Here is a 26,024-nt window from a genome sequence, read left to right on the forward strand (position 1 = left end):
AGAAAACTACTAGCTTTCTTATCCCCTTTACTGTTTTAAGGTTCGACATCTAAATGTCTGTTCTGAATAATTCTCTTTAGAATTTTCAGGGTTGTTGTCTATTGTTTAATTATCAAGGTTCTTTTTTGTTTCGCCGTTTAAAATCGGCTTATTTAGTTTATCATATTCATTGACGTTTGTCAAGAACTTTTTAAACTTTTTTTCGATCAGCTTTTCAACCGATCATCGCTATCTTTGTTTCAAACATTCGTTTGCCTCAGCGACAGCTTATTTAGAATATCATACTCAGTTGTGTTTGTCAACTGTTATTTTATCCTTTTTTTCAAAAAACAATTCATACCGAATCATTTCCCGATATATAACTTGTTCAACATACACTCTTGCATTCCTGCTCATGCATATCTTCTATTATTATATATCTGTAATACTGTCTTCCGCGTTGACTCTGTTACCTCACGGCCTTGTCTCTCGCGACAGCTAGATTAATATATCACAAGGGCATACGAATTGTCAACATTGTTTTTATATTTTCTTCAATTTAGATATTTGTGATAATTTGGCACTTATTTTTATAATTTTCACGTCATTTTATATAATTTACGCAAATAATCATTCTAATACATTTAATCTGTTTTACCATATCATCTTTTTACTTTTCTAGTACTTCCAACGATTCTCTGCTGATTCAGGGATTATTTGTCAACACACAACGATGCAAAAGTTTAGCATCAAAAACTTCTTTTGCCCGCTTTAATACGGTGAACTTTCCATCGGCAGCTTCTCTTACATGCTTTAGAATTTGCAAAACCTATCCCCGGTAACTTATTACAAATGCATAACAACAAAAAAGACTACCGACTCACTCTCTAACAAACGAGTCGGTAATCTTTTTATCTCAGCAACATGAACGCTATCAGTCCAGCTACAACAATAATTGCAATCGCAAGAATGATGATTGGTGCTTTTGACATCTTTTCATCGTCTTCTTCAATGTCATCATAAAATTCATCATCTAATTCTTCTTTTGGCTGTGGCTTTGGAGCTGGCTTTTCTTTTTTCTTTCTTCCATCTCCTACAGCAAGGAGTTCATCATATGCATCTCGCATTTCCTGTTCGCGTTTTTCACGTACCTGTTTTGGTGGTATATTAGAATACTTCTGCTCTTCAGGTTCTGGTGTTTCTGTTGTTTCCGGCATTACCGGTGTTTCTGGTATTTCTGGCATTACTGCTGTCTCTGCCGTTAACGGTGTCTCCGCTTTTTTCTGTACTTTGTGAGCGCTCTGTGGTATTTTGAACTTCTTTTTACAATTATAGCACAACAAGTAATTTGGATCTTTTTTTCCTGGTCTTAATTCCTGACCGCATATTGGACACTTCATATGAATCTGTCCCTCCCCATAGTGTATTATTTCAAACTGTGCTTTTTTGCCTTCCGGCTTCTGCATACATTGACATTATACTACATAGATTTACAAATATCAATTTTTTCTCTAAATTATTCTGACTGTTTTCCCAAAGTCACTTTCACATCATTCTTTTGATATTCTCCATTCTTTCCCTGAGTCTGAACAGTCAGCGTTACTGTCTCTCCGGATTTATAGTATTGAAGCTGTTCCTGCAGTGCATCCATGCCATCAACCGTTGTTCCTTCAATTCCTGTTATCACTGCACCTTTTGTAATGCCAGCCTTATCTGCACCGCCACCTGAAATTACTTCTGATACATATACTCCTGTTGGCATATTATACATCTGTGCACTATCCGATGTGACATCGACACCTTTTATTCCGATATAACCTCTTTCGGACTCTGCTACTTTTGTCTTTGTTTTCTGATTCATAAGGTTAGTGATCAAATCACTTACATCGGATACCGGAATTGCATATCCAATACCTTCTACTGTTTCTGTTGCAATCTTAGCTGAATTGATGCCAATTACTTCTCCATTTGCATTTAATAGTGCTCCACCACTGTTACCAGGATTGATTGCCGCATCTGTCTGAAGCAATTTTCCATCATAGCTATCCATCGTACGATCTTTTGCCGAAATAATTCCAGATGTTACGGACTGTCCGTATCCAAGAGCATTTCCAATTGCAATCACCTGATCTCCTACCTGTGCCTGATCCGAATCTCCAAGTGTTGCTACTGCAATTTCATTCATCGTAGAATCTTTAATCTCACTTAATGGAACTGCTACAACCGCAAGGTCTTTATCTGCATCTGTTCCTTTGATATTGGCTTCTACACTTTCTTCATCAATGAAAGTAACTGTTAATGTACTGCTTCCTTCTACTACATGATTATTGGTTACGACCAGCAATTCTGAGTCATTCTGACCAATAATAATTCCGGATCCAGCACTTTCACTTTCCTGTTTTTGTGTGCCACCGAAAAAGTTCTGTACTTCCTGCACACTCATATTTGTAATAGATACAATGGATGGCATTGCATTTTTTGTAATCTCTGTCACATTTCCAGTAGTTGTTGAACTGCTTGAAGAAGTTGTAAGTTTTGCATTGCTTGCTGTTGTTGTTGTCTTAGCCGTTTTTGTTGTTGTCGTTCCCGTTATCTTGGATCCCACTATATTACTTGCCTGGAATGCCGCGCTCGCAACCACTCCAAATACAAGTCCTGTACATACAACCTTTACCCACTTTGCACTGCCTTTTGTTTTCTTTTTTCCAGGTTTCTTTTCTGGTTCTTCATCCCAGTCATTCATTCCATAATGACTCTGTGTGTTTTCATCTTCTGATGTATAATAATTATATTGATTTTCCATATCTGATTGCCCCTTTCATATCTTATGCTTGTAGTTTACTGCCCAATTGTGTTTAATCTGTGATGAAAGTAAGGAGATTTATTGATATTCTTTCAATTTCTTTCCTACATCACTTTTAAACTGAACCCAGGCATCTTCATGCTCCACAAAATACTTTGGACAATTTTTCCCTGTTACATCATAATGTCTGATCACGTCTTCTTCATTTAGATCGAACTTCAGGCACAACCATGCACACAGCTCTACCATCGAATGATATGTCGCATCATTAAACTTCCCCGTTTCATCCGGATGACAGCATTCAATGGAAACCGTATCTGTATTCCTGCTATTAGAAGCATATGCCACTTCCCACGTTGGAACACATTGAATGATTTCCCCTTCCAGTCCTACCACAAAGTTACTGCTTGCTTTTGTAACATGACTATCTTTTAATCCTTCAAAATAATCCCTGTTATTCCTTGCACCCGCCCCTGGATTTGCAGTGTAATGAACCACAATCCCAGTAATCTTATCAGTTGCAATTCCAGGTCTTGAATATTCATTCGGCGTCAGGAGTTCTACATCTATATCTGGTCTTACAGAATCAATATAATCACTTTTATTTTCTGTATATTGTTTTGCGCGGTCGGACTGAATTTTCAAAACAATTCCTCCCGTTATTATTGCTACTATAATCAATATGAACCAGCTTCGTTTTAAATGTCTTTGTTTTCTTCTTTTTCTTTGCATCTATTATACAAACTTATATATTGTAGTTGTCTCATAACTTTCTCCGGCTCTCACAACCGGAGATTTGAAATTATCTTTATGAATTGCATCCGGGAAATATTGTGTCTCAAAGCAGATTCCATGTCCTTTATCGTACACTGCCCCATCTTTTCCTTTCGTTTCTACCAAAAAGTTTCCCGAATAGAACTGCATTCCCGGAAGATCTGTAGAGACTTCCATTTTAATTCCTGTCTTCTCAGAATAAGCGGCTGCTACTTTTCTGAATCCTTCTCCATTTAATACCCAGTTATGATCGTATCCATTTCCATATCTGAGTGCTATGTAATCCCCGCCAATTTCTTTTTCTACTGTTTTAGCATTTCTAAAGTCCATAGGGGTTCCTTCAACAGGAACGAAAATTCCTGTCGGAATGGATTCCTCATCCGCTTCCGTGAACATGTCCGCATTAATCCACACTTCTTCATCCAGTGCACTTCCGGATGCATGACCTGACAGATTGAAATAGCTGTGATTTGTAAGATTGACAATCGTATCTTTATCCGGTACTGCATGATAATGTATTTTTAATTCATTATCATCTGTAACAGTATATGTTACTTCTATTTTTAATTCTCCCGGGAATCCCTGATCACCATCCGGACTAGTCAGTGTAAATGTCACCTGCTGATCGTCTTCGTTCTTTGCATTCCACATTCTTTTATTATAGAAGTCGCATCCACCGTGAAGTGTATTCTTACCGTTATCATTCTTTGTCAGAGAATAGACAGTTCCATTCAGTTCAAATTCTCCCGTTCCAATTCTATTGGCTACTCTTCCTACAGTTGCTCCGATTGAATCCCCGCCATTTTCGTAATCTTCTAATGTCTCATAGCCAAGTACTACATCACACAATTTTCCATTTTTGTCAGGTACCAGAAGTTTGAGTAATGCTGCGCCATAATCTGATACAACCGCCTCCATGCCATTCTTATTTTTCAATATATAGCAGCTTGCTTTCTCTCCTTTTTTTGTTGTTCCAAATTCAATTTTCATCTTTCTGCTCCTTTTTGTTTATTTTTTTTAATATTTTCTGCTTGTTTATAACCGTTTGTTATATATTATTGGTTATATTAAAATTATCTTTCCTTTATATCATAGCACTTTATATCATCTTATGCACTCAAATTATTTTTCGAGTCTATTTATTTTCAGACTTTTTATATTTTTCAAAAAACATATACCCGTAAAATCCTGCCTAAAAATCTTCCGAAAGGCACACTCTAAAATGGCGCATATAGGTTGTGCATTTTTTACGAAAAAACACCGAGAACTTGCCAATGGCAACTTCTCCTGCATACTTTAGGGTTTAAAAAAGACGCCGTAATATACGACGCCTTGAATCTCTTTATTCATCCACACTATAGTTCGGTGCTTCTTTTGTAATATGAATATCATGAGGATGGCTTTCTTTTAATGATGCCGAAGAAATCTTCACGAATTTTCCTGTCTGTTTCAGATCTTCGATTGTTGGTGCTCCGCAATATCCCATACCAGAACGAAGACCACCCATTAACTGGAATACAGTGTCTTCAACACTTCCTTTATAAGCAACACGTCCTTCTACACCTTCCGGTACCAGCTTCTTAGCATCTGTCTGGAAATATCTGTCCTTGCTTCCATTTTCCATAGCCGAAATAGATCCCATACCACGATATACTTTATATTTTCTTCCCTGGAATAATTCAAATGTTCCCGGGCTTTCATCACAACCAGCAAAGATGCTTCCCATCATACATACATTTGCTCCGGCTGCAATTGCTTTTGTCATATCTCCTGAATACTTGATTCCTCCATCTGCGATAATCGGAATACCATATTTATCAGCTGCTTCATAGCAATCCATAACTGCTGAAATCTGTGGAACACCGATACCTGCAATAATACGGGTTGTACAAATTGATCCAGGTCCGATACCAACTTTAACTGCGTCAACTCCGGCTTTGATCAAATCTTCTGTTGCAGCTCCTGTTGCAACATTACCTGCGATTACCTGCAGATCTGGGAATTTGTTCTTGATCATATCAACTGTATGAAGTACATTTGCCGAATGACCATGTGCAGAGTCAAGTACAACTACGTCTACTTTTGCATCTACCAGAGCTTGTGCTCTTTCCAGGCAGTTTGCTGTGATTCCGATCGCTGCTCCGCAGAGAAGTCTTCCCTGTGCATCCTTTGCAGACAATGGATATTTGATCTGTTTTTCAATGTCTTTGATTGTAATAAGACCTTTCAGATTAAAATCTTTATCTACGATCGGAAGTTTTTCTTTTCTTGCTTTTGCAAGAATTTTTTTTGCATCTTCCAGTGTAATTCCTTCCGGTGCAGTAATCAGTCCTTCCGAAGTCATGGACTCTCTGATCTTCTTTGTAAAATCTTCTTCGAATTTCAAATCACGGTTTGTGATAATACCGACTAATTTCTTTCCTTCTGTAATTGGCACACCTGAAATTCTGAATTTTGCCATCAGATTATTAGCATCTTCCAGTGTATTATCTGGTGATAAATAAAACGGATCTGTGATAACACCATTTTCAGAACGTTTTACCTTATCCACTTCTTCAGCCTGCTGCTCGATTGACATATTCTTGTGGATAATTCCGATTCCTCCCTGTCTGGCCATTGCAATTGCCATACGGTGTTCTGTAACGGTATCCATTCCCGCACTCATCATCGGAATATTTAACTTAATTTTCTTAGTCAGGTAAGTAGATAAATCCACCTGGTTCGGAATTACCTCTGAATATGATGGAACTAAAAGTACATCATCAAATGTAATACCTTCTCCAATTATCTTTCCCATGATTTCATCCTCTCTTTCTTTTGCATTATTCATATTTAACAGCTATCTTAGCGAATGTTGTATACTTTTGTCAACCGCTTTTGATATGTTTTTATTTTAATACAATTTTCTTTCTATTTTCTGATTACTTTTCTAGGTGCCTTTACAAAGAATCCTTCAACGATTGTTTCATTTGGCTCAAAGAGAATCTGCTTCACTTCTCCTTTGTCTGATGTGATCAGTCCATACACCTGTGCATTACCTGTTCCCGAAGTGTAGTCATATGTTTTTACTTTTTTATACTGCATCAGTTCAACGGCTCCAACCGGCGCAAGAAGTTCCATCTGATCTGCATCTACGGAAAATATTCTTTTTCTTCTGGATTTATTCATGATCTTATCAATATCCAGATCCCCATTCACAAACACATATTCATACTCTACATTAAGACTTTGAATTACCAGCACATCCACTATGATCAAAATGATCGGCATGATAATACCAACCGGTGTAATAAATGCTAAAAATACCGACAAGACAGTTACTGCAATCAGTCCACCTTTCTTAAGTGTATCTTTTGTGTCTGTCTGCTTTTTTATCAGCTGTTCTGTGTAAAAATCATCCATTCTTTTCTTCCTCCAACTTTGCTGTACACTATATCTATTGTAGCACACATAGAGGTAAAAAGAAAACTCCTCTGACGAGGAGTTCTCAAAAATTTTATATTCTGAATTACATCATACCCATGCCTGGATTTCCTGCTGGCATAGCTGGTGTATCTTCCTTGATATCTGCTACTACAGACTCCGTTGTAAGAAGTGTAGAAGCTACAGATGTTGCATTCTGCAGCGCACTTCTTGTAACCTTAGCCGGATCCAGAATTCCGTTTTCTACCATGTCTACATACTGCTCTGTCAGGGCATCAAATCCTGTTCCAACTTTTGATTCTCTTACTTTGTTGATGATTACAGCGCCTTCCAGTCCTGCGTTAGCAGAAATATGGAACAATGGAGCTTCCAGTGCTTTTAATACTACTTTTGCACCAGTCTTTTCATCACCTTCAAGTTCTTCAATTGCTTCTGCAACGGCCTTGGATGCATGAATATATGCAGATCCACCACCAGAGATAATTCCTTCTTCTACTGCTGCTCTTGTTGCATTCAAAGCATCTTCCATACGAAGTTTTGCTTCTTTCATTTCTGTCTCTGTTGCTGCACCAACACGGATTACAGCTACTCCACCTGCAAGTTTTGCAAGTCTTTCCTGAAGTTTTTCTCTATCAAAATCAGATGTAGTTTCTTCAATCTGTCCTTTAATCTGAGCAACACGGTCTGCGATTGCATTCTTATCGCCCATACCGTCAACGATAACCGTATTTTCTTTCTGCACTTTTACAGATTTTGCACGTCCAAGCTGATCCATTGTTGTATCTTTCAGTTCCATACCAAGCTCTTCAGAGATCACCTGTCCGCCTGTCAGTGTTGCGATATCTTTTAACATTTCTTTTCTTCTGTCACCATATCCTGGTGCTTTAACCGCTACAACATTGAATGTTCCACGCAGTTTGTTAACGATTAATGTTGTAAGTGCTTCTCCTTCAATATCTTCTGCGATGATAAGAAGTCTTGCACCTGCCTGAACAACCTGCTCAAGGAGTGGAAGAATCTCCTGGATATTAGAAATCTTTTTATCTGTGATCAAAATGTATGGATCATCCAGATTTGCTTCCATCTTATCCATATCTGTTGCCATATATGCAGATACATAACCACGGTCAAACTGCATACCTTCTACGAGATCCAGTTCTGTCTTCATTGTCTTAGACTCTTCAATTGTGATTACACCATCGTTAGATACTTTTTCCATAGCATCTGCTACCATCTGTCCAACTTCTGCATCTCCGGCTGAGATTGCTGCTACCTTGGCAATCTGGTCTTTATCTTTTACTTTGCTTGACATCTTTGCAATTGCTTCAACTGCCACATCTGTTGCTTTCTTCATTCCTTTACGGAGAATGATCGGGTTTGCTCCTGCTTCCAGGTTCTTCATTCCTTCATGAACCATTGCCTGCGCAAGTACTGTAGCTGTTGTAGTACCGTCACCTGCTACATCATTTGTCTTAGAAGCAACTTCTTTGATAAGCTGTGCTCCCATGTTTTCAAATCTGTCTTCCAGTTCGATCTCTTTTGCGATTGTTACACCATCATTTGTGATAAGCGGTGCACCAAAAGATTTGTCCAGAACTACGTTACGTCCTTTTGGTCCAATTGTTACTCTTACTGTATCAGCCAGTTTATTTACACCAGCTTCCAAAGCTCTTCTTGCTTCTGCTCCATATTTAATTTCTTTTGCCATGGGTCTTTACCTCCTGAAATATATATTTTTCGCTGTCAAATTATTCGCAGATTGCTAATATATCATCCTGTTTTACAATGATGTATTCCTGCTCATCAATCTCAACATTTGTTCCTGCATACTTGGAGTAGATTACCTGCTGCCCTACTGAAACATGCATCTTAACTTCTTTTCCGTCTACTACTCCGCCTGGTCCTACAGCAATTACTTCTGCCTGCTGTGGTTTTTCTTTAGACTGTCCCGGAAGTACAATTCCTGACTTTGTAGTCTCCTCTGCTACACACTGTTTCAATACAACTCTGTCACCTAATGGTACTAACTTCATATCTATTCCTCCTTAAAATCATTTTCTGTATTATTAGCACTCAATAAAAGAGAGTGCTGAAAGATTCTAGATATAAAATAGCACTCTCTTTTTGGTTTGTCAACACACTTTCTATTTAGTTTAGAACTTTTTTATAAAATCCATTTTGTATTTTAAAACGAATCACTTTCCCGGCCTTATTCCAGTACCGTTCTTTTACCAGACCTTTACAGATCAGGGATTCTTTTTCATCATCAATTCCACATTCATAGATGCCATCCAGTGAAAATGATGTAAGATTGGCATCTTCTGCCGCAAGGTAAAGTGTTTCCCCCTCTTCATCATATGCAATCACCTTACACTGATATACCGTTTCATCCAAAAATGTCTCTTGCAAAACCCCTCTTTCCATCCGCAGTTGGGCTGCACATCCTTCATACATTCTATATCTGTCCTCCTTCAAAGTATCCATAAATCTGTCGATTAGCACGACCGGCTTTGCACCGGCAAGTGCAGCCCGGCTTTACCGGACGCACTAAGTATGAAAAGGGTATCAGTTACCCGATACCCTTTTTACTTCTCACTATTTTGTACGTTCTGCTTTAATCCGGTCGAGTTCTGTGAATACATAATCATTAATTACTTTGATATACGTACCCTTCATGCCCGAAGACCGGGACTCAATTACACCCGCACTCTCAAATTTTCTCAATGCATTTACAATTACAGATCGTGTAATTCCTACTCTGTCTGCGATCTTGCTTGCAACAAGAATGCCCTCTGCGCCATCCAATTCATCAAAAATGTGGATAATCGCCTCTAGTTCTGAATAAGACAACGTACTGATCGCCGATTGTACAATATGCTCTTTTCTTGTTTCTTCTGCACTTTCTTCATTGACAGATCTCAACATCTCAAGTCCGACAACTGTCGTTCCGTATTCACTGAGAATAATATCATCAATCTCGTACACTTTATCTTTTTTATAAATAAACAGTGTTCCAAGTCTTTCTCCGGCGATGTCAATTGGCGTAATAATCGCCTGATAACCTTTGACAGCATCTTCCGAAAATCCCAGTGTCTGAAGATTTACATTTTCTTTTGTGGATAAAATGCTTAACAGTCTTTCATTGAGCATGTCATCTACATGCTTTCCAATCTCTCTCTCGATCAATTCTGTAATGTAAGGCACACCTTCACATTTGCTTCCGCCAAGCACTTTTCCTTTTTTACTGATTACCAATACGTTCGAATCCAATATCTCAGTCAGGACTTCACAGATATCATTGAATACAACTTTGCTCGAACTGTTGTTGTGCAGTAATTTGTTGATTTTTCTGGTTTTATCCAACAATTGTACGCCCATTTACATTCCTCCATCCTATGAATGTATATTATCATACAATTCTGAAATATTCAACGAATTTCACTAATTATCATCAGTATTTTCTTTATTTTCTACATATCCGCACTGCTCATCACTGCAGACAAGCTTATTGCCTTTTTCCAACATATATTTGCCACAACGAGGGCACTTCTTCGTTGACGGTTTCTGCCATGACATAAATTCACATTCTGGATTATCTTCACATCCATAGTATCTTCTGCCCTTCTTGGTCTTACGGATCACGATATCTTTTCCGCAAACCGGACATGGCACGCCGATTTTTTCCAGATATGGTTTGGTATTCCTACAATCCGGGAATCCAGGACATGCCAGGAATTTTCCATGAGGACCATATTTTACAACCATGTTGCGTCCGCACTGTTCGCAGATAACATCTGTAACTTCGTCTTCGATTTTTACCTGTTCCAGTTCATTTTCTGCCTTTTCTACTGCCGCTTCCAGATCCGGATAGAAGTTCTCTATGATCGTCTTCCATCTTACTTTTCCTTCTGCAACTCCATCCAGCAGGCTTTCCATATTAGCCGTAAAGTTTACATCTACGATACTTGGGAAGGACTGTTTCATGATATGATTCACCACTTCACCAATCTCTGTAATGTAAAGATTCTTATTCTCTTTTGCGACATAACGTCTGGCTATGATCGTTGAGATCGTTGGTGCATACGTACTTGGTCGTCCAATTCCCAGCTCTTCCAGTGTCTTTACAAGTGTTGCTTCTGTATAGTGTGCCGGTGGCTGTGTAAAGTGCTGCTTTGTCTCCAGACTTTCTTTGGTCAGTACCGAATCCATATCCAGTCCTTTTAATAAGACGTTATTCGCCTCTTTTGCTTCGCCTGCCTCTGTATATACACTTCGGAATCCCTCAAAAGCCACCTTAGAAGCTGCAACTGTAAAACGGTACTGCCCTGCTGCAATCTTTACTGATGTGGTCTCATATCTTGCCGGCTGCATCCTGCTTGCCACAAAACGTTTCCAAACCAGCTGGTACAGACGGAACTGATCTCTGCTTAAGAACTCTTTTACTGCTGCCGGTGTTCTGGTTACATCTGTCGGACGGATTGCCTCATGTGCATCCTGAATAATCTTTTTATCCGAATCTTTCTTCGCTTCTCCGTCAGCTACATATTCTTCGCCAAATCCTTCCCGGATATACTCTCTGACTGCTGCATCCGCTTCTTCTGATATACGTGTAGAGTCTGTACGAAGATACGTGATCAGACCAATCGTACCACTACCTTTGATATCTACGCCTTCATATAACTGCTGCGCAATACGCATTGTCTTTGCAGTTGCAAAGTTCAATGCCTTTGATGCTTCCTGCTGCATCGTACTGGTGGTAAATGGTACCGGTGCCTTCTTTGTACGTACTCCTTTTTTAATATCTGCAATTGAATAATCTGCATCTTCTACTTCTTTCAGGATTGCATCCAGCTCTTCTTTTGACGATATTGTCATTTTTTCTTTTTCTGTTCCGTAGAATTTTGCCGTCAGAAGTTTCTTCTCGCCTTTTACTTTCAGATTGGCATCTAATGACCAGTATTCTTCCGGTATAAATGCATTAATCTCTTCTTCACGATCTGCAATAATGCGGAGCGCTACCGACTGTACACGTCCCGCACTCAGACCTCTCTTGACCTTCGCCCACAAAAGCGGACTGATCTTATAACCTACAATTCGGTCTAACACTCTTCGTGCCTGCTGTGCGTCTACCAGGTCCATATCAATCTCTCTTGGATTTTTCAGTGATGCTTTTACTGCATTCTTGGTAATCTCATTAAAACTGATTCGATAAACTTTCTTATCCTCTAACTTTAAAGCTTTACTAAGGTGCCAGGATATTGCTTCTCCTTCGCGGTCCGGGTCAGTTGCAAGATAGATCTTATCTGCCTTTTTTACTTCCTTACGGAGTTTTGCAAGAATTTCTCCTTTTCCACGAATTGTAATGTATTTTGGTTCGTAATCATTTTCAATATCTATTCCCATCTGGCTTTTGGGCATATCTCTTACGTGACCATTTGATGCAGTCACTACATAATTACTTCCTAAGAACTTTTTAATGGTCTTCACCTTTGCAGGCGACTCCACGATTACCAGATAACGTGCCATATATTTCCTCCATGTTATTGCTGACGGTCCTTTATCACCGTGCTTTTATATAATAATTTCTGGATACTTCTTTGGCGTATCCTTTCAACTCTAATGTAATCAATCTTTCCATAAGCTCCTGACTGGAAAGGTTCGTTTCATTCAGTAGTTGTTCTATCCCCTTTGGGAACAAATCGAGACAACTATACACCATAACTTCGGGACTTTCAAGCATTTTTTCATTTTTGTCAGATTTTTGCCCGTACCTGACCACCTTTATATTCCATTCTTCTATCAATTCTTCCGGTGTCAGTAAAATGCCTGCACCTTGCCTGATCAGTCTGTGGCACCCCTGACTTAGGACACTTGTCACCGGTCCGGGAAGGGCATATACATCCTTTCCTTGCTCCAGTCCCATGTCTGCTGTAATCAGCGAACCACTTTTTTCTTTTGCTTCCATCACCAGAATCCAGTCAGACAACCCACTGATAATCCTGTTTCTTCTTGGAAAATTCCACGACAGCGGTTCCGTCCCCGGCGGAAATTCCGATATGATACCTCCGTTTTTCTGGATATCCATATACAATCCTATATTTTCCCTTGGATAACAAATATCTACCCCGCAGCCAAGTACTGCATATGTTTCACCACCTCCATTTAACGCTCCTCTCTGTCCTGCTCCGTCAATTCCTCTGGCCATGCCACTTATAACCGGAATTCCTGCCCTTGCCAGTATATTTCCATATTCGAGAGCCATCTGTTCACCATATGGTGTACATCTTCTTGCACCCACGATTGCTGCAGCTTTCTGATTATTCTCTGGGAGTTTTCCTAACACATATAATGCATAAGGTGGATCCTGGATATTCCTAAGTTTTTCTGGATATTCCGGCACATAATATGGTATAAATTATATATGTTTTTCGTCTAGTTTCTTCCATTTGTCTTTCAAATCTTTTTTTCTTTTTGCTTTCAGCAGGATTTCTATATCTTTTTCACTAATATCTTCCGATGCTCGTAATGCTGTTTCTTCTATATAATATATGGCTTTTCCACTTCTATATGTCTCTCTTAATATCCTCTTTTTCCGGTCACTGATTTCTTTTATCCCGGCCAGCCAGTATTCGTATATCATATTCTTCCCCCTTTATCTTCCCCAGTATTTTTTATCCAGCGATCTATATCCGATTGCCTCTTTCAGATGTATACTCTTCACTTCAGTACTTTGTTCTAAATCAGCAATCGTTCTTGCCACCCGCAGTATCTTATGATAGGTTCTTGCTGTCAGTCCAAGCCTTTCAAACGCTTGTTCCATCAACTCTTTTTCCTCTTTTCCAAGTCTTACATACGTCGCAATCTCCCGTGGTCCGAGCATTGCATTTGTATCCGCTTTTCCCGTCTTATACCGTTCTTTTTGTATGTCTCTTGCAATTGACACACGTTTTCTTACCACTTCCGAAGTTTCTTCTTTTTTTGTTGCTTCCAGTTCCTGGTACTGTACTCTTGGTGTTTCAATACACAGATCCATCCGGTCCAGAAATGGCTGACTGATTTTTCCCAGATATTGTTCGATCTGTCTTGGCGTACAGCTGCATTTTTGCATATCCGGATAATTTCCACATGGACATGGATTCATTGCAGCAACCAGCATAAATTCTGCCGGATACACAAAACTTCCGTGATTTCTTGCTATATGTACTTTCCGCTCTTCCAATGGCTGGCGCAGTACTTCCAGTACAGATCTTGGAAACTCTGCAAGCTCATCCAGAAACAAGACTCCTTTGTGCGCCATGCTGATTTCCCCGGGTCTTGGTGTGATTCCACCACCAAGCAGAGCTGTCTTCGTCACAGTATGATGTACACTTCGAAATGGCCGCCGCGTGATCAGCGGATGATCCGGGTCAACATTTCCCAATATACTGTATATTTTGGTAATCTCCAGACTTTCCTCTCTTGAAAGTTCCGGTAAGATTGTTGCTATACGCCGGGCAATCATCGACTTTCCTGCCCCAGGCGGTCCTACCATAAGAAGATTGTGGCCACCTGCCACCGCTATCTCTGCTGCCCTCTTCACTGCTTTCTGACCATGGATTTCTGAAAAATCATACTGCTCTTCGTCTTTTTCCTCCACTATTTCTGTCATATTATTCCAAACAGGAATCTCTGTCTTTCCATTCAGACACATACAGATTTCTTCCAGGCTTTTTGCTGGCAGGATTTGCATTCCTTTTACCAACGCCCCTTCTTTTACATTCTCCGCTGGTAAGATACACTGCCGGTATCCACTCCTTTCCGCTTCCATTATCATAGGAAGGACTCCGGATATTCCATGTATCTTTCCATCCAGACTCAGTTCTCCTAATACGATTACATCTTTTAAGCTTTCTTTTGGGATATATTCCAGCGCTGCCAGGACAGACAGTGCAATTGGAAGATCAAATGATGCGCCCTTTTTTCTTACAGTCGCCGGCGCCAGATTCACGACTATTTTTTTTGCAGGCAGTTTTACACCTGAATTTCTAATGGCGGTCCGGACCCGTTCGGATGCCTCTTTTACTTCGGCTGACAGATATCCCACCATATGAAACATGGGAAGTCCGTTGCTTACATCCGCCTCTACCCGGATTTTCTCCACATCCAGTCCCCGGATTGCTAAAGATAATACAGTACAAAATGCCATCTGTACACTCCTTTCCATATCAATGTCTGATGCATAAATTGCCTGCACCTTACATGATACATCACTATAAAAAATGAAACTTGATACAATGACCGATCCGGTCAAAAGAAAAACCGAAGACAGAACAGAATCTATGATAATTCAGTCTTCGTAAATTTGAATTTATCTTATCCTATTCTTTCTTCGGTGTCAACATTTTTCAGAATACATTTCCATTGCTTTTCCAGAATGTTTTTTCCCGCGTCCCAGTAACACACCCAGTATCCCGCTCAGAACTAAAAGAAAATAAAAACTGATGCCACGGTTCACAAGTACAACAGCCGCAACCGGGGTCGTTTCAAATATTTTAGCGAATAATTTTACAAAGGAGAATTCACTGATTCCTTCTGCTCCCGGAAACGGCAGCAGGGCTGTCGTCATATATAATATAATCTGATGTAAAAAAATCACAATATATGAACTTCCAGACTCTCCCATAGCATGATACACCGCCCACGGAACACTGAACCAGCAGATAACCTGTATGAAGCTAATCACAATGACTCTTCCTGCCAGGCCTGGATCCTTCTTCAAAAAACTTTTGCAATCTTCAAAATCATGTAATACACCATTCAGTTTTCCGCATGCATTTTCTTTATTCTTTATTGGCAGACGGCGCAAGAGCCACTGTATTCCTCCAACAATTTTTTCCTTCAGTTTTTCTGACAGGATCACTACCATTAGTGCTGCTATAAATATAAAATTCATAACATATCCAAGCGCTCCTAATATCAGCATCATCCTGCTCAGATGAATCTTCCCCAGAAGTACTCCTGCCGCTGCAATATTTTCCAACACGAACGTTGCAAGCTGAAAGCTGGTAACTTCTACCAGTATAGCCAACGTTCCATGTGCCACATGAATGTCATCTTTATTCATTGCATACAACTGCAACGGCTGTCCACCTGTAGCAGATGGTGTAATTGAACTGAAAAAATATCCGATATATGCATATTTCATTCCCTGTGTAAAGGAAATCTTATATCCAAACGACTGTAAAACATGCATCAGATTCACGCCTTCTGCCACATTGAACGATGCCGCCAGGAGGATACCAACGAGCAGCCACTTGTGATCCGCCTGTCTCATAGCTTCCAGTACAGACTGTATATCCGTACCCTTTAATACAACAAAGATCACAACTGCTGCCAGTACCGGAAATAATATGATATATTTTTTAAATGATTTTTTCTCCATATTTTTCCTCTGCATTTCTAAATACATATCCCTGCTTTTTTAAAAGCGGGATTGCTTTTTCAAGAGCTTCTATCGTTCTTCCCGGTGCACCATTTTCCCCTCTTCCGTCATGGAGACAGATAACAGCTCCCGGAAATACTCTTCGTAAAATCTTATTGCAGATACTGTCCGGTGTTTCATCCGCCGACCAGTCCTGCGCCATAACATCCCAGAATACCAGATTTAGATGTAATTTTTTTATCCAATATAAACTTGCCAGATTCAAATGTCCCCATGGCGGACGGTAACCTTTTATATCTACTCCAAGCTTTTCCATGATCTCCACTGATTTTTTCAGATCTCTTCCGGTCTTTCCAATTGGCTGAAGCATGGCACTTTCATGTTTTTGCGAATGTATTCCGATTGAATATCCATTCTTTTTCATCCGTTCTACGATTCCCGGATGCTGCTTTGCCGATTCTGCCACCATGAAAAATGTTGCCGGAACCTTCTGTTCATCCAAAAGATCAAGAAGTTTGTTCGTATACACCGTGTCTGGTCCATCATCAAATGTAAGATAAAGAATTTTCTCTGCATCTTCCGCCTGTCTTCTGTCTTTTAAGATCCAGCGGTACTTTAATATGTAAGTCGGAAACACACTATAGCATACCATTCCTGCTCCTACTGCCGTAGCTCTTTTTGTCCATTTCTTCCATTTCATTATGCAGTCATCCTTTCTTCCATAATTTCGACAGCTTTATCCAGATCCACATCGATCATGTCTGTTTTGGCACGTTTGACATTTGCTTTCATTCGTTTTAATTCATCTTCATCTTCCAGCAACTTCTGAAGTTCCGGAATATAAGCTTCTCTTTTTCCCCATACTACTTTCGCAAATCCTTTTTCTGCTGCATATCCTGCGTTATTCATTTCCTGTTCCAGGAATGGATGAATGACAAATAACGGCACTTCACTGTGAATCAGCTCAAACAGTGTAATTCCACCAGCCTTCGTGATAACCAGATCCGCCCATCTCATGTATTTGCTGATGTTTTCCGTATATCCCAATACTTTTACATCATCATAGCGGTCTACCCATTCATCATATACTTTCTTATTTTTTCCGGTAATTACGACTGTACGGACTCCGTGCATATGATGCAATTTTCCAAGAAGCTCTTTTAAATCTGGCATAAGTCCCAGACCGCCACCCATAATCAAGACATTTTTCGTATTCTCTTTTTTTCTTAATGAATCTTCCTGATATCTGCAACGCAGGAACTGCTGTCTTACCGGAATTCCTGTTACCAGAATGTTTTCTGACCTTGTTCCGCTTTGAATCAGGTGCTCTTTGATTTCCTGTGTCGGTGCAAGATAAATATCTGTCTGTAAAGCTGTCCACTCCGGATGCATACTGATATCTGTAATACATGTCACAAGTGGTGTCTTCAGCCCTGTTCTTCCTTTATAAGAAGCAATCGCTTTTACGCACATTGGATGTGTACAGACGATTACGTCTGGTTCTTCTGTTTCCAGTAATGCTCTTAGCTTTTTATAAATTGCTTCCCCTCTTGGCCGTACTTCTACTTTCATTTTACCTGACATCTTATATATGAAATTATAAATTCCATGACAATGTTCTACCATCATTCTAAATCCGCCAAAAATCAGTTTACTCAAATGCGGATACAGTTCTTCAAGCAGATCTTTTTTTACAATTTTGGTATTTTCATCTATCTTTTTAAATTCTTCACAGATTGCATTGGCTGCCATCTCATGGCCCATTCCGAATCTTCCACTTAACACCAGTACTTTCATAACTTCCACCCTTTCCCTTCTCATCTGCTGGGTCTCTTCTTTATGGTGTTAAGTATAGTAACCGATTCTTAAAAAAACAGATATATAAATCTAAAGATTTCTTAAAGACTTTCTTTACAGATACACGGAAAAACTACAAAATTACACAGTTTTTTACAAATACTCCGGCAGCTGAAAGCTTTTTTCATACTTACGTATCAAAAAAGAGCCTCAGCTTTTCAATTGCGCTTTTTTCAATTCTTGATACATATGATCTTGATATTCCAAGTTTTGCAGCAATTTCTTTTTGCGTATATTCCTCTTCATTATACAGACCATACCGCATCTTAAGCACTATCCGTTCTCTTGCCGACAGCTCTGATTCCACTTTCTGATAAAGTTTTCTTACATCTTCTTTTTGTTCCAGTTTGCGCTGCACATCCTCTTCTTTCATCTCGATCACATCAAAAAGCTGAATCTCATTTCCTTCCCTGTCCGTTCCTATGGGATCATATAGCGATACTTCTTTTGAAGTTTTTTTCTTTCCCCTAAGATGCATTAACACTTCATTTTCAATGCATCTTGCCGCATATGTTCCAAGTCTTACACTTTTATCCGGATCAAATGTGACAACCGCTTTCATAAGTCCAATTGTTCCTATAGACAGAAGATCTTCCACTTCTTCCGGTGGTGGCTGGTACTTTTTTACAATATGTGCTACAAGCCGCAGATTTCTCTCCACAAGAATATGTTTTGCCTCCAGATCACCCTCTGTATATTTTTGCATGTAATATCTTTCCTCTGCAGCTGTGAGGGGTTGTGGAAATGATTTCAAAGCAACGTACCTCTTGGCAGATTTATTATATTCTATGCAAACAGCGGTGCTTCTGTGCCTGGGCATCCTCAAAACCTGTCATTTGCACTCTTCTATGTGCATATCAGGAATGCTGATTGCAATTCCTGCAAGCAACAGATTCTGTGATATAAGGCAACGGAAACACCGCTGTTTTATCTGATTCTACTGATTGTATTAATTATTTTCGTGTTCAGCTTCTGATCTTCTTAAGATATCATAAACATCAGCTTCACCGTCAAGTGCTACATAGAGCACCTGTTTTGGATGTGGTGCACTTTCTTGTTCGTTTCCATCTTCATCTACAATCTTTTCTACTTTTACTTCTACATTTCTGCCATCTGGTTTCATAATCTCGATGGCTTCTCCTACAGAGAATTTATTTCTCTGTTCAATACGGTACATCCCGTCTTTGATTTCTCCGATGATTCCAAGGTAGGTGTACTCTTTAATATACGTATTACTGTCATAAATCTGGCTTTCTTCGCTTGGTTTTCCAAAGTAGAATCCCGTTGTAAACTGACGATAGGTACAGTTCGAAATCTGGTCTTTGTACCATGGCATATTTGCCTCATATTTTTTCGGATCTTCCAGATAATCATCAATTGCTTTTCTGTACGTTCTCGCTACTGTTGCTACGTAAAGTGCTGTTTTCATACGGCCTTCAATCTTGAAACTGTCAATTCCCGCATCGATCATCTCCGGAATATGCTCGATCATACAGAGATCCTTTGAGTTAAAAATATAAGTTCCTCTTTCATTTTCATATACCGGCATGTACTCACCCGGTCTCGTCTCTTCTACTACAGAATATTTCCAGCGGCACGGATGTGTACAGGCACCCTGGTTAGCATCTCTTGCGGTAAAGAAATTACTCAGAAGACATCTTCCGGAATAAGAAATGCACATTGCTCCATGTATGAAACTTTCAATCTCCATATCCTCCGGAATGTGTGCACGGATTTCTTTGATCTCTTTTAAAGAAAGTTCTCTGGCTGTTACTACCCTTTTCGCGCCCAGATTCCACCAGAAATTAAACGTACCATAGTTGGTATTATTAGCCTGTGTACTGACATGTCTTTCTATCTCCGGACAGATTTCTTTGGCAAGCATGAAAATTGCCGGATCTGCGATGATCAACGCATCCGGGGCAATTTCTTTTAATTCTTTTAAATACTCTGCTGCACCTTGAAGATCGTCATTATGTGCAAGAATATTGACGGTTACATGTACTCTCGCCCCATGCTCATGTGCGAAACGCACACCTTCTTTCATATCCTCCATTGAGAAGTTCTTCGCCTTGGCTCTCAGTCCAAATGCCTCTCCTCCGATATATACTGCATCCGCACCAAACATAACGGCCGTCTTTAACACTTCCAGACTGCTCGCTGGTATTAATAATTCTGGATGTCTGTTTCTCATCACCTGTTCTCCTTTTCTATGTGTTTATTTTTTTGATTGCGTTGTTTGTTCTTTATACTACTTTATACTTCTTTTTTCTTCTTTATACTAAGTGCCACACCATCTCCAAGTGGAATGATGGATGTCTCCAGCACATCACTATGTTTTAATTCATATAAATATTCCCGCATCCGGCTATGAATGGTCCTGTTTCTTCTTTCTACTGCAAATCTGGATTCTATGATATCTCCATCTTGCAGTACATTATCAGACATCAGTATTCCGCCTTCGGAAAGCAGTCTTACTGCTTCTGGCATATAATGAATATACTGCCCTTTTGCAGCATCCATAAATATAAAATCATACGGACCTTCCAGAGTTTTCATAACTTCCAGTGCATCACCTTCTATCAGCGTTATCTTTTCTTCTTTTCCTGCACGTTTGAAATTATTTCTTGCGATTGGAATTCTCTTTTCATAATTTTCAATGGTTGTGATATGACTGTCTTCCGGCAGGTATTCACTCATTAAAATAGCGGAAAATCCGACTGCTGTTCCAACCTCCAGCACTCTGGCCGGTCTGTTCATCAGCATCATAACTTTCAGAAAGCTCTGCGTCTCCTTCCGGATGATCGGCACATAACTGTCCAGTGCTTCCTGTTCAATCTCTTCGATCACAGGATTCTCCGGTCTTTCCAGAGACCGGATGTATGTGACCATACGTTCATCTACAATCATACTATATATCTCCTCATGCTTAGCTGTCTTATAGAAAACCTTTTGCCCGGCAACTTCTCTTGCATGCTTTGGCATCTGCGGGATCTGCCACTGGCAGCTCCTTACGAATGCATGGCAATAAAAAGGAGCCACATATTGTACATCCCCGGCTCCGCTCATTACGTTCGAAGTCGCTTTTTGTACAATGTGCGGCTCATCATTCTCTCTCCGAAGCTTTTTACAACAGCTTCTCTTTTTTGCGGAACTGCATTGTAACAGTTTCCCTTATGCTATCTTTATACATCCATGATAATCGGAAGTATCATTGGTCTTCTCTTTGTACGTTTCCAAATGAAGTCGTTCATCGTATCACGGATTACAAGCTTAATTTTACTCCAGTCAGCATTACGCTGATGTGTCAGGCAATCTTCCACTGCTTCTGTCAGTACTTTTCTTGCTTCTTCCATCAGACTCTCAGATTCTCTGACATAAACAAATCCACGGGATACAATATCCGGACCTGCAAGGAGCTGATTGCTTCCTTTTTCCAGTGTCAGTACTACGATCATAATACCATCTTCTGCCAGATGCTGTCTGTCGCGAAGTACGATATTTCCTACGTCCCCTACTCCAAGACCATCTACAAGGATTTCTCCTGTATGCACATTATCTACTACCTTCGCCTCTTTGTCGCTGAGTTCCAGTACGTTACCAGATTTCAAGATGAAGATATTCTCTTTTGGAATGCCAAGCATCTTGGCAATTCCCGCATTGGCCTTCAGATGACGATATTCACCATGCACCGGAATTGCATATTTCGGTTTTACCAGTGAATAGATCAGTTTCAGTTCTTCCTGACATGCATGACCGGATACATGTGCATCCTGGAAGATTACATTCGCACCTTTTGCTGTCAGTTCATTGATTACTTTTGATACAGATTTTTCATTACCCGGAATTGGATTCGAGCTGAAGATAATCGTATCACCTGGCATGATTGTTACTTTTTTGTGCACATCCGCCGCCATACGTGACAGTGCTGCCATAGACTCTCCCTGACTTCCTGTTGTGATCAGGACAGTCTTCTCCGGCGGATAATTCTTAAGCTGATCAATCTCGATCAGTGTCTTATCTGGTACGTTCAAATATCCCAGTTCCTGTGCCACCTGGATAATATTTACCATACTGCGGCCTTCTACCACAACCTTACGGTCATATTTGCATGCAGTATTAATAATCTGCTGTACACGGTCCACATTTGATGCAAATGTAGCGATGATAATTCTGGTATCTTTATGTTCTGCAAATATGTGATCAAATGTGATACCTACCGTGCGTTCCGACTGCGTAAATCCCGGTCTTTCTGCATTGGTACTGTCTGACATAAGCGCCAGAACGCCTTTTTTACCAATCTCTGCAAATCTCTGCAGATCAATCGCATCTCCATATACCGGTGTATAATCTACTTTAAAGTCTCCCGTATGCACTACAATACCAGCTGGTGAATAGATTGCCAGTGCTGCTGCATCCTGGATACTATGGTTTGTCTTAATAAATTCGATACGGAACTGTCCTAGATTAATAGACTGACCGTGTCTTACCACTTTTCTTCTAGTACTGCGGAGTAAGTTATGCTCCGTCAGTTTCTTTTCGATGATTCCCATCGTAAGCTTTGTCGCATAGATAGGAAGGTTCAATTCCCTCAGAACATAAGGAAGTGCCCCGATGTGGTCTTCATGTCCGTGAGTAATAATGAATCCTTTTACTTTCTGGATATTATCTTTCAGATAAGTGACATCCGGAATAACAAGATCGATTCCAAGCATATCTTCCTCCGGGAAAGACAATCCACAGTCAACAACAATAATACTGTCTTCATACTCAAAAGCTGTGATGTTCATTCCGATCTTTTCCAGACCTCCGAGTGGAATGATACGCATTTTTCCATTGTTTTCTCTTTTCAAAATTACACCTCCACGTGCTTGCCGGTTACTGTTTGCACAATAACACTTACCGTACTATTTTTCTGCCTCTTTTTTGGCATTCTTTGCACTGTCCATAGAACTTTAATTCATGGTCCAACACGTGAAACCCCGTTGTCTCTTCGATCTTATTCTCCAAATCCTCCAGCAAATCATCCTTAAAAGGGATAATCTTTCCACACGTCCTGCATATCAAATGATGATGATGATGTCTTTCTTCTCCATCGAAAAATTCTCCAATCTCATAACGTGCACATCCATCATCAAGACTGATACGGTCCACCAATTGCATTTCCAGTAACAGCTGCACTGTCCGATAAATTGTTGCCAGTCCAATTTCCGGATAATCTTCTTTTACTAATTCATAAATATCTTCTGCAGTCAAATGCTTATCGCGATGATCTGCAAGGACCTCCAGTACTAATATACGCTGGTTCGTAACCTTCAATCCCTTTTCTCTCAGCATTTCTTTAAATTTCTCTTTACTGATAGACATTCTAAAACTACCTTTCAATATCTACATCTTCAAGCAGTTCTTCAAATACTTTTAAAATTACAGAAAGTTCTACATCATCTTCAACAATTTCATAAACACTTTCTGTCTGACTTTCTCCTGATGTATCCTTTAAAATCAGACACTCTGCATCATCTTCTTCCGAATCTGTAACCAGAATATAAGACACACCATTTACTTTCGTCTGTTCAAGTACATAAAAATCTACTTCTTCATCCATCTCTTCGGACATGAATTTAATCTTTTCCATCTATTCCACCTCTGTTATCCCCGGCGAATTTGAAATCGAGTCCAGATACCCCTGCAGTATAAAAACAGCCGCAATCTTATCGATATACTTCTTGCGTTCTTCTCGCCTTACTTTATTCTCAATTAAAGTCCGTTCCGCTTCTATTGTAGTCAGACGCTCGTCCCACATCACGACCTCAAGGCCGGTCCGTCGTTTTAACATCTCTCCAAATGCAATTGATTTCTCCGCACGATCTCCGATATCATTATTCATATGCTTCGGAAGGCCAAGAACAATTTTTGTCACTTCATACTCCGCAATCAGTGCCTCAATACGTGCACATGTTTTCCGGAGTTTGTTCTCGTCCTTTCTGCATATTGTCTCTACCGCCTGTGCAGTGATTCCCAACGGATCACTGACTGCGACTCCTACCGTCTTTGATCCATAATCGAGTCCCATGATTCTCATAATTATGATTCCCATCCATTATGCTCAATATACGTTTTAAGCATCTCTTCTACCAGTTCATCTCTTTCCATCTTCATGATCAGGCTTCTTGCACCATTATGGCTTGTAATATAAGTAGGATCTCCGGACATAATATATCCAACAATCTGGTTGACCGGATTATAACCTTTTTCGCTTAATGCTTTATATACAATCTCAAGAATGTCTCTTGCTTTAATCTGTGGCCCGCTTTCTACCTGAAAAAACTGGGTATTTGTCATATCCTTCATATTATTCACGTCCTCCAAAAATATTTCATTTTTATTCTACATGATTAAATCTTAAATTTCAATGCAATATTTGTAAATGGCTTTTAATTTCTACATTTACAAGCTGATTCGTAAGATTATCCGGATTTTTTACACCAATTTTCACATATTCTTTTGTATGTCCAACCTGGAATTCTTCCCCGTCTCTTATGATTTTTTCCTCGATCAGAACTTCCTGTGTGGTTCCAATAAGCTGCTCTTCATATGCAGCCTGTTTCTTGCGGTTCAGTTCTAAAAGGACTGCACTTCTCTCTGTTTTGACCGGATCCGGAACCTGGTTATCCATCGCGGCCGCTTTTGTTCCTTCACGTCTGGAATATTTAAAAATATGTGTTTCATAAAAATCAATTTTGTCTACAAACGCCCTGGATTCTTCAAATTCTTCTTCTGTCTCTCCCGGGAATCCAACAATCACGTCCGTAGTAAGCGCCGGGTTATGAAAATATTTACGAAGCAGCATACATTTTTCATAATATTCTTCCGCTGTATATCTGCGGTTCATTCTCTTCAGGGTTGCATTACATCCGCTCTGCAGGGACAGATGAAAATGCGGACACATCTTTGGAAGCGATGCGATTGTCTTTGCAAATTCTTCTGTGATAATTCTAGGCTCCAGCGATCCCAGACGGATTCTTTCGATTCCGTCTACTTCATGGATTGCAAGGATCAGTGACAATAAATCATCCCCGCTGTCTACACCATAAGAACTCAAATGAATTCCGGTCAGTACCACTTCTTTGTATCCGTTTCCTGCCAGCGTGCGCACTTCATCCAGCACACTGTCACGGCTTCTGCTTCTGACTCTTCCTCGTGCAAACGGAATAATGCAATAAGAACAGAACTGATTACATCCATCCTGCACTTTTATGTATGCACGGGTGTGTTCTGCTGCCGTACTCAGATGGAGATCTTCATAAGCTTTTTCATGGTTAATATCAATGATCTCCTGATATGCAGTGTCCTGTCCATCCTGTATACTTCCGGTCTGCATTCGTTCTCTTTCGTAATTTTCAAGAATCTCTACGATATTCTGTTTCTTATTATTACCTACCACAATATCGATTCCTTCCGGAAGATCGTCTTTTTTCGCCTGTACATAGCAGCCGCAGGCTACAATGATAGAGTCCGGATTCATCTTTCTTGCACGGTGGAGCATCTGTCTGGACTTGCGGTCTGCCATATTCGTAACCGTGCAGGTATTGATAATGTAGACATCTGCGCCTTCCTGGAACGGCACGATCTCATAACCATGTCTTACCAGCAATTCCTGCATGGCTTCTGTCTCATACGCATTTACCTTGCAGCCAAGGTTATGCAATGCTACTTTTTTCATCTATCTATTCCTTTCTTTTTAACACTTTGTTGTAACTTCTAACG

General features: G+C 39.9%; 24 protein-coding genes and 1 pseudogene. All 25 read right to left on the minus strand.

What is annotated here, in order from left to right; genetic code table 11:
* Window positions 1–890: 890 nt before the first annotated feature.
* Complete coding sequence (locus ACWJAF_RS06215) at window positions 891–1,379, minus strand: hypothetical protein (RefSeq protein WP_448862901.1); 489 nt, start codon at window positions 1,377–1,379, stop codon at window positions 891–893.
* A gap of 116 nt (window positions 1,380–1,495) precedes the next feature.
* Window positions 1,496–2,782, minus strand: a complete 1,287-nt coding sequence (locus tag ACWJAF_RS06220) for a S1C family serine protease (protein ID WP_448862903.1) — start codon at window positions 2,780–2,782, stop codon at window positions 1,496–1,498.
* Window positions 2,783–2,860: 78 nt separating this feature from the next.
* A complete protein-coding gene (locus ACWJAF_RS06225; RefSeq protein WP_296030524.1) occupies window positions 2,861–3,514 on the minus strand; it encodes a peptidoglycan recognition protein family protein in 654 nt (217 codons plus the stop codon).
* A gap of 3 nt (window positions 3,515–3,517) precedes the next feature.
* Window positions 3,518–4,546 (minus strand): aldose epimerase family protein, encoded by a 1,029-nt coding sequence (locus ACWJAF_RS06230; protein ID WP_296030527.1) that lies wholly within the window; start codon window positions 4,544–4,546, stop codon window positions 3,518–3,520.
* 352 nt (window positions 4,547–4,898) lie between these two features.
* Window positions 4,899–6,353, minus strand: a complete 1,455-nt coding sequence (gene guaB, locus ACWJAF_RS06235; protein WP_296030530.1) for an IMP dehydrogenase — start codon at window positions 6,351–6,353, stop codon at window positions 4,899–4,901.
* A gap of 113 nt (window positions 6,354–6,466) precedes the next feature.
* On the minus strand, window positions 6,467–6,958 hold the full coding sequence (locus ACWJAF_RS06240) for a DUF6106 family protein (RefSeq protein ID WP_448862906.1): 492 nt from the start codon (window positions 6,956–6,958) through the stop codon (window positions 6,467–6,469).
* Window positions 6,959–7,064: 106 nt separating this feature from the next.
* Entirely contained in the window at window positions 7,065–8,687 is a 1,623-nt protein-coding gene (groL, locus tag ACWJAF_RS06245; protein WP_296092589.1) for a chaperonin GroEL, read from the minus strand.
* A gap of 40 nt (window positions 8,688–8,727) precedes the next feature.
* Window positions 8,728–9,012 (minus strand): co-chaperone GroES, encoded by a 285-nt coding sequence (locus ACWJAF_RS06250; protein ID WP_296030536.1) that lies wholly within the window; start codon window positions 9,010–9,012, stop codon window positions 8,728–8,730.
* Window positions 9,013–9,127: 115 nt separating this feature from the next.
* Window positions 9,128–9,433 (minus strand): hypothetical protein, encoded by a 306-nt coding sequence (locus ACWJAF_RS06255; protein WP_296030539.1) that lies wholly within the window; start codon window positions 9,431–9,433, stop codon window positions 9,128–9,130.
* Between the two features lie 141 nt (window positions 9,434–9,574).
* A complete protein-coding gene (gene codY, locus ACWJAF_RS06260) occupies window positions 9,575–10,357 on the minus strand; it encodes a GTP-sensing pleiotropic transcriptional regulator CodY (RefSeq protein WP_296030541.1) in 783 nt (260 codons plus the stop codon).
* A 63-nt stretch (window positions 10,358–10,420) separates the two neighbouring features.
* Window positions 10,421–12,505, minus strand: a complete 2,085-nt coding sequence (gene topA, locus ACWJAF_RS06265) for a type I DNA topoisomerase (RefSeq protein ID WP_448862908.1) — start codon at window positions 12,503–12,505, stop codon at window positions 10,421–10,423.
* Between the two features lie 34 nt (window positions 12,506–12,539).
* Window positions 12,540–13,619: pseudogene (gene dprA, locus ACWJAF_RS06270) on the minus strand (DNA-processing protein DprA).
* Window positions 13,620–13,631: 12 nt separating this feature from the next.
* The gene (locus tag ACWJAF_RS06275) at window positions 13,632–15,164 is read right to left on the minus strand and encodes a YifB family Mg chelatase-like AAA ATPase (protein WP_448862909.1); all 1,533 of its coding nucleotides are present in this window, start codon (window positions 15,162–15,164) and stop codon (window positions 13,632–13,634) included.
* A gap of 189 nt (window positions 15,165–15,353) precedes the next feature.
* Window positions 15,354–16,400, minus strand: coding sequence for a lysylphosphatidylglycerol synthase transmembrane domain-containing protein (locus ACWJAF_RS06280; RefSeq protein WP_448862910.1), 1,047 nt, complete (start codon window positions 16,398–16,400; stop codon window positions 15,354–15,356).
* Window positions 16,381–17,100, minus strand: a complete 720-nt coding sequence (locus ACWJAF_RS06285; protein ID WP_448862912.1) for a polysaccharide deacetylase family protein — start codon at window positions 17,098–17,100, stop codon at window positions 16,381–16,383. The genes ACWJAF_RS06280 and ACWJAF_RS06285 overlap by 20 nt, the downstream gene beginning before the upstream one ends.
* Window positions 17,100–18,221, minus strand: a complete 1,122-nt coding sequence (locus ACWJAF_RS06290) for an MGDG synthase family glycosyltransferase (protein WP_296030557.1) — start codon at window positions 18,219–18,221, stop codon at window positions 17,100–17,102. The genes ACWJAF_RS06285 and ACWJAF_RS06290 overlap by 1 nt, the downstream gene beginning before the upstream one ends.
* A gap of 166 nt (window positions 18,222–18,387) precedes the next feature.
* Window positions 18,388–19,011 carry an RNA polymerase sporulation sigma factor SigK gene (gene sigK / locus ACWJAF_RS06295; RefSeq protein ID WP_448862914.1) on the minus strand — a complete coding sequence of 208 codons (624 nt, stop codon included), beginning with the start codon at window positions 19,009–19,011 and terminating at the stop codon, window positions 18,388–18,390.
* A 195-nt stretch (window positions 19,012–19,206) separates the two neighbouring features.
* Window positions 19,207–20,451 (minus strand): peptidase U32 family protein, encoded by a 1,245-nt coding sequence (locus ACWJAF_RS06300; RefSeq protein WP_296030560.1) that lies wholly within the window; start codon window positions 20,449–20,451, stop codon window positions 19,207–19,209.
* Between the two features lie 62 nt (window positions 20,452–20,513).
* Window positions 20,514–21,167 (minus strand): O-methyltransferase, encoded by a 654-nt coding sequence (locus ACWJAF_RS06305; RefSeq protein WP_296030692.1) that lies wholly within the window; start codon window positions 21,165–21,167, stop codon window positions 20,514–20,516.
* 275 nt (window positions 21,168–21,442) lie between these two features.
* Window positions 21,443–23,110, minus strand: a complete 1,668-nt coding sequence (locus ACWJAF_RS06310) for a ribonuclease J (protein WP_296030562.1) — start codon at window positions 23,108–23,110, stop codon at window positions 21,443–21,445.
* A 46-nt stretch (window positions 23,111–23,156) separates the two neighbouring features.
* Window positions 23,157–23,624: a Fur family transcriptional regulator gene (locus ACWJAF_RS06315; RefSeq protein ID WP_296030565.1), complete on the minus strand. Its 468-nt coding sequence runs from the start codon at window positions 23,622–23,624 to the stop codon at window positions 23,157–23,159.
* Window positions 23,625–23,631: 7 nt separating this feature from the next.
* Window positions 23,632–23,892 (minus strand): DUF1292 domain-containing protein, encoded by a 261-nt coding sequence (locus ACWJAF_RS06320; protein WP_296030567.1) that lies wholly within the window; start codon window positions 23,890–23,892, stop codon window positions 23,632–23,634.
* Window positions 23,893–24,339 carry a Holliday junction resolvase RuvX gene (gene ruvX / locus ACWJAF_RS06325; protein WP_296030693.1) on the minus strand — a complete coding sequence of 149 codons (447 nt, stop codon included), beginning with the start codon at window positions 24,337–24,339 and terminating at the stop codon, window positions 23,893–23,895. It lies immediately after the preceding gene.
* A gap of 2 nt (window positions 24,340–24,341) precedes the next feature.
* Complete coding sequence (locus ACWJAF_RS06330) at window positions 24,342–24,608, minus strand: IreB family regulatory phosphoprotein (RefSeq protein ID WP_296030569.1); 267 nt, start codon at window positions 24,606–24,608, stop codon at window positions 24,342–24,344.
* 58 nt (window positions 24,609–24,666) lie between these two features.
* Window positions 24,667–25,980 (minus strand): tRNA (N(6)-L-threonylcarbamoyladenosine(37)-C(2))-methylthiotransferase MtaB, encoded by a 1,314-nt coding sequence (mtaB, locus tag ACWJAF_RS06335; RefSeq protein ID WP_448862917.1) that lies wholly within the window; start codon window positions 25,978–25,980, stop codon window positions 24,667–24,669.
* Window positions 25,981–26,024: the final 44 nt, after the last annotated feature.

The sequence above is a fragment of the Dorea sp. genome (genome assembly GCF_977044405.1).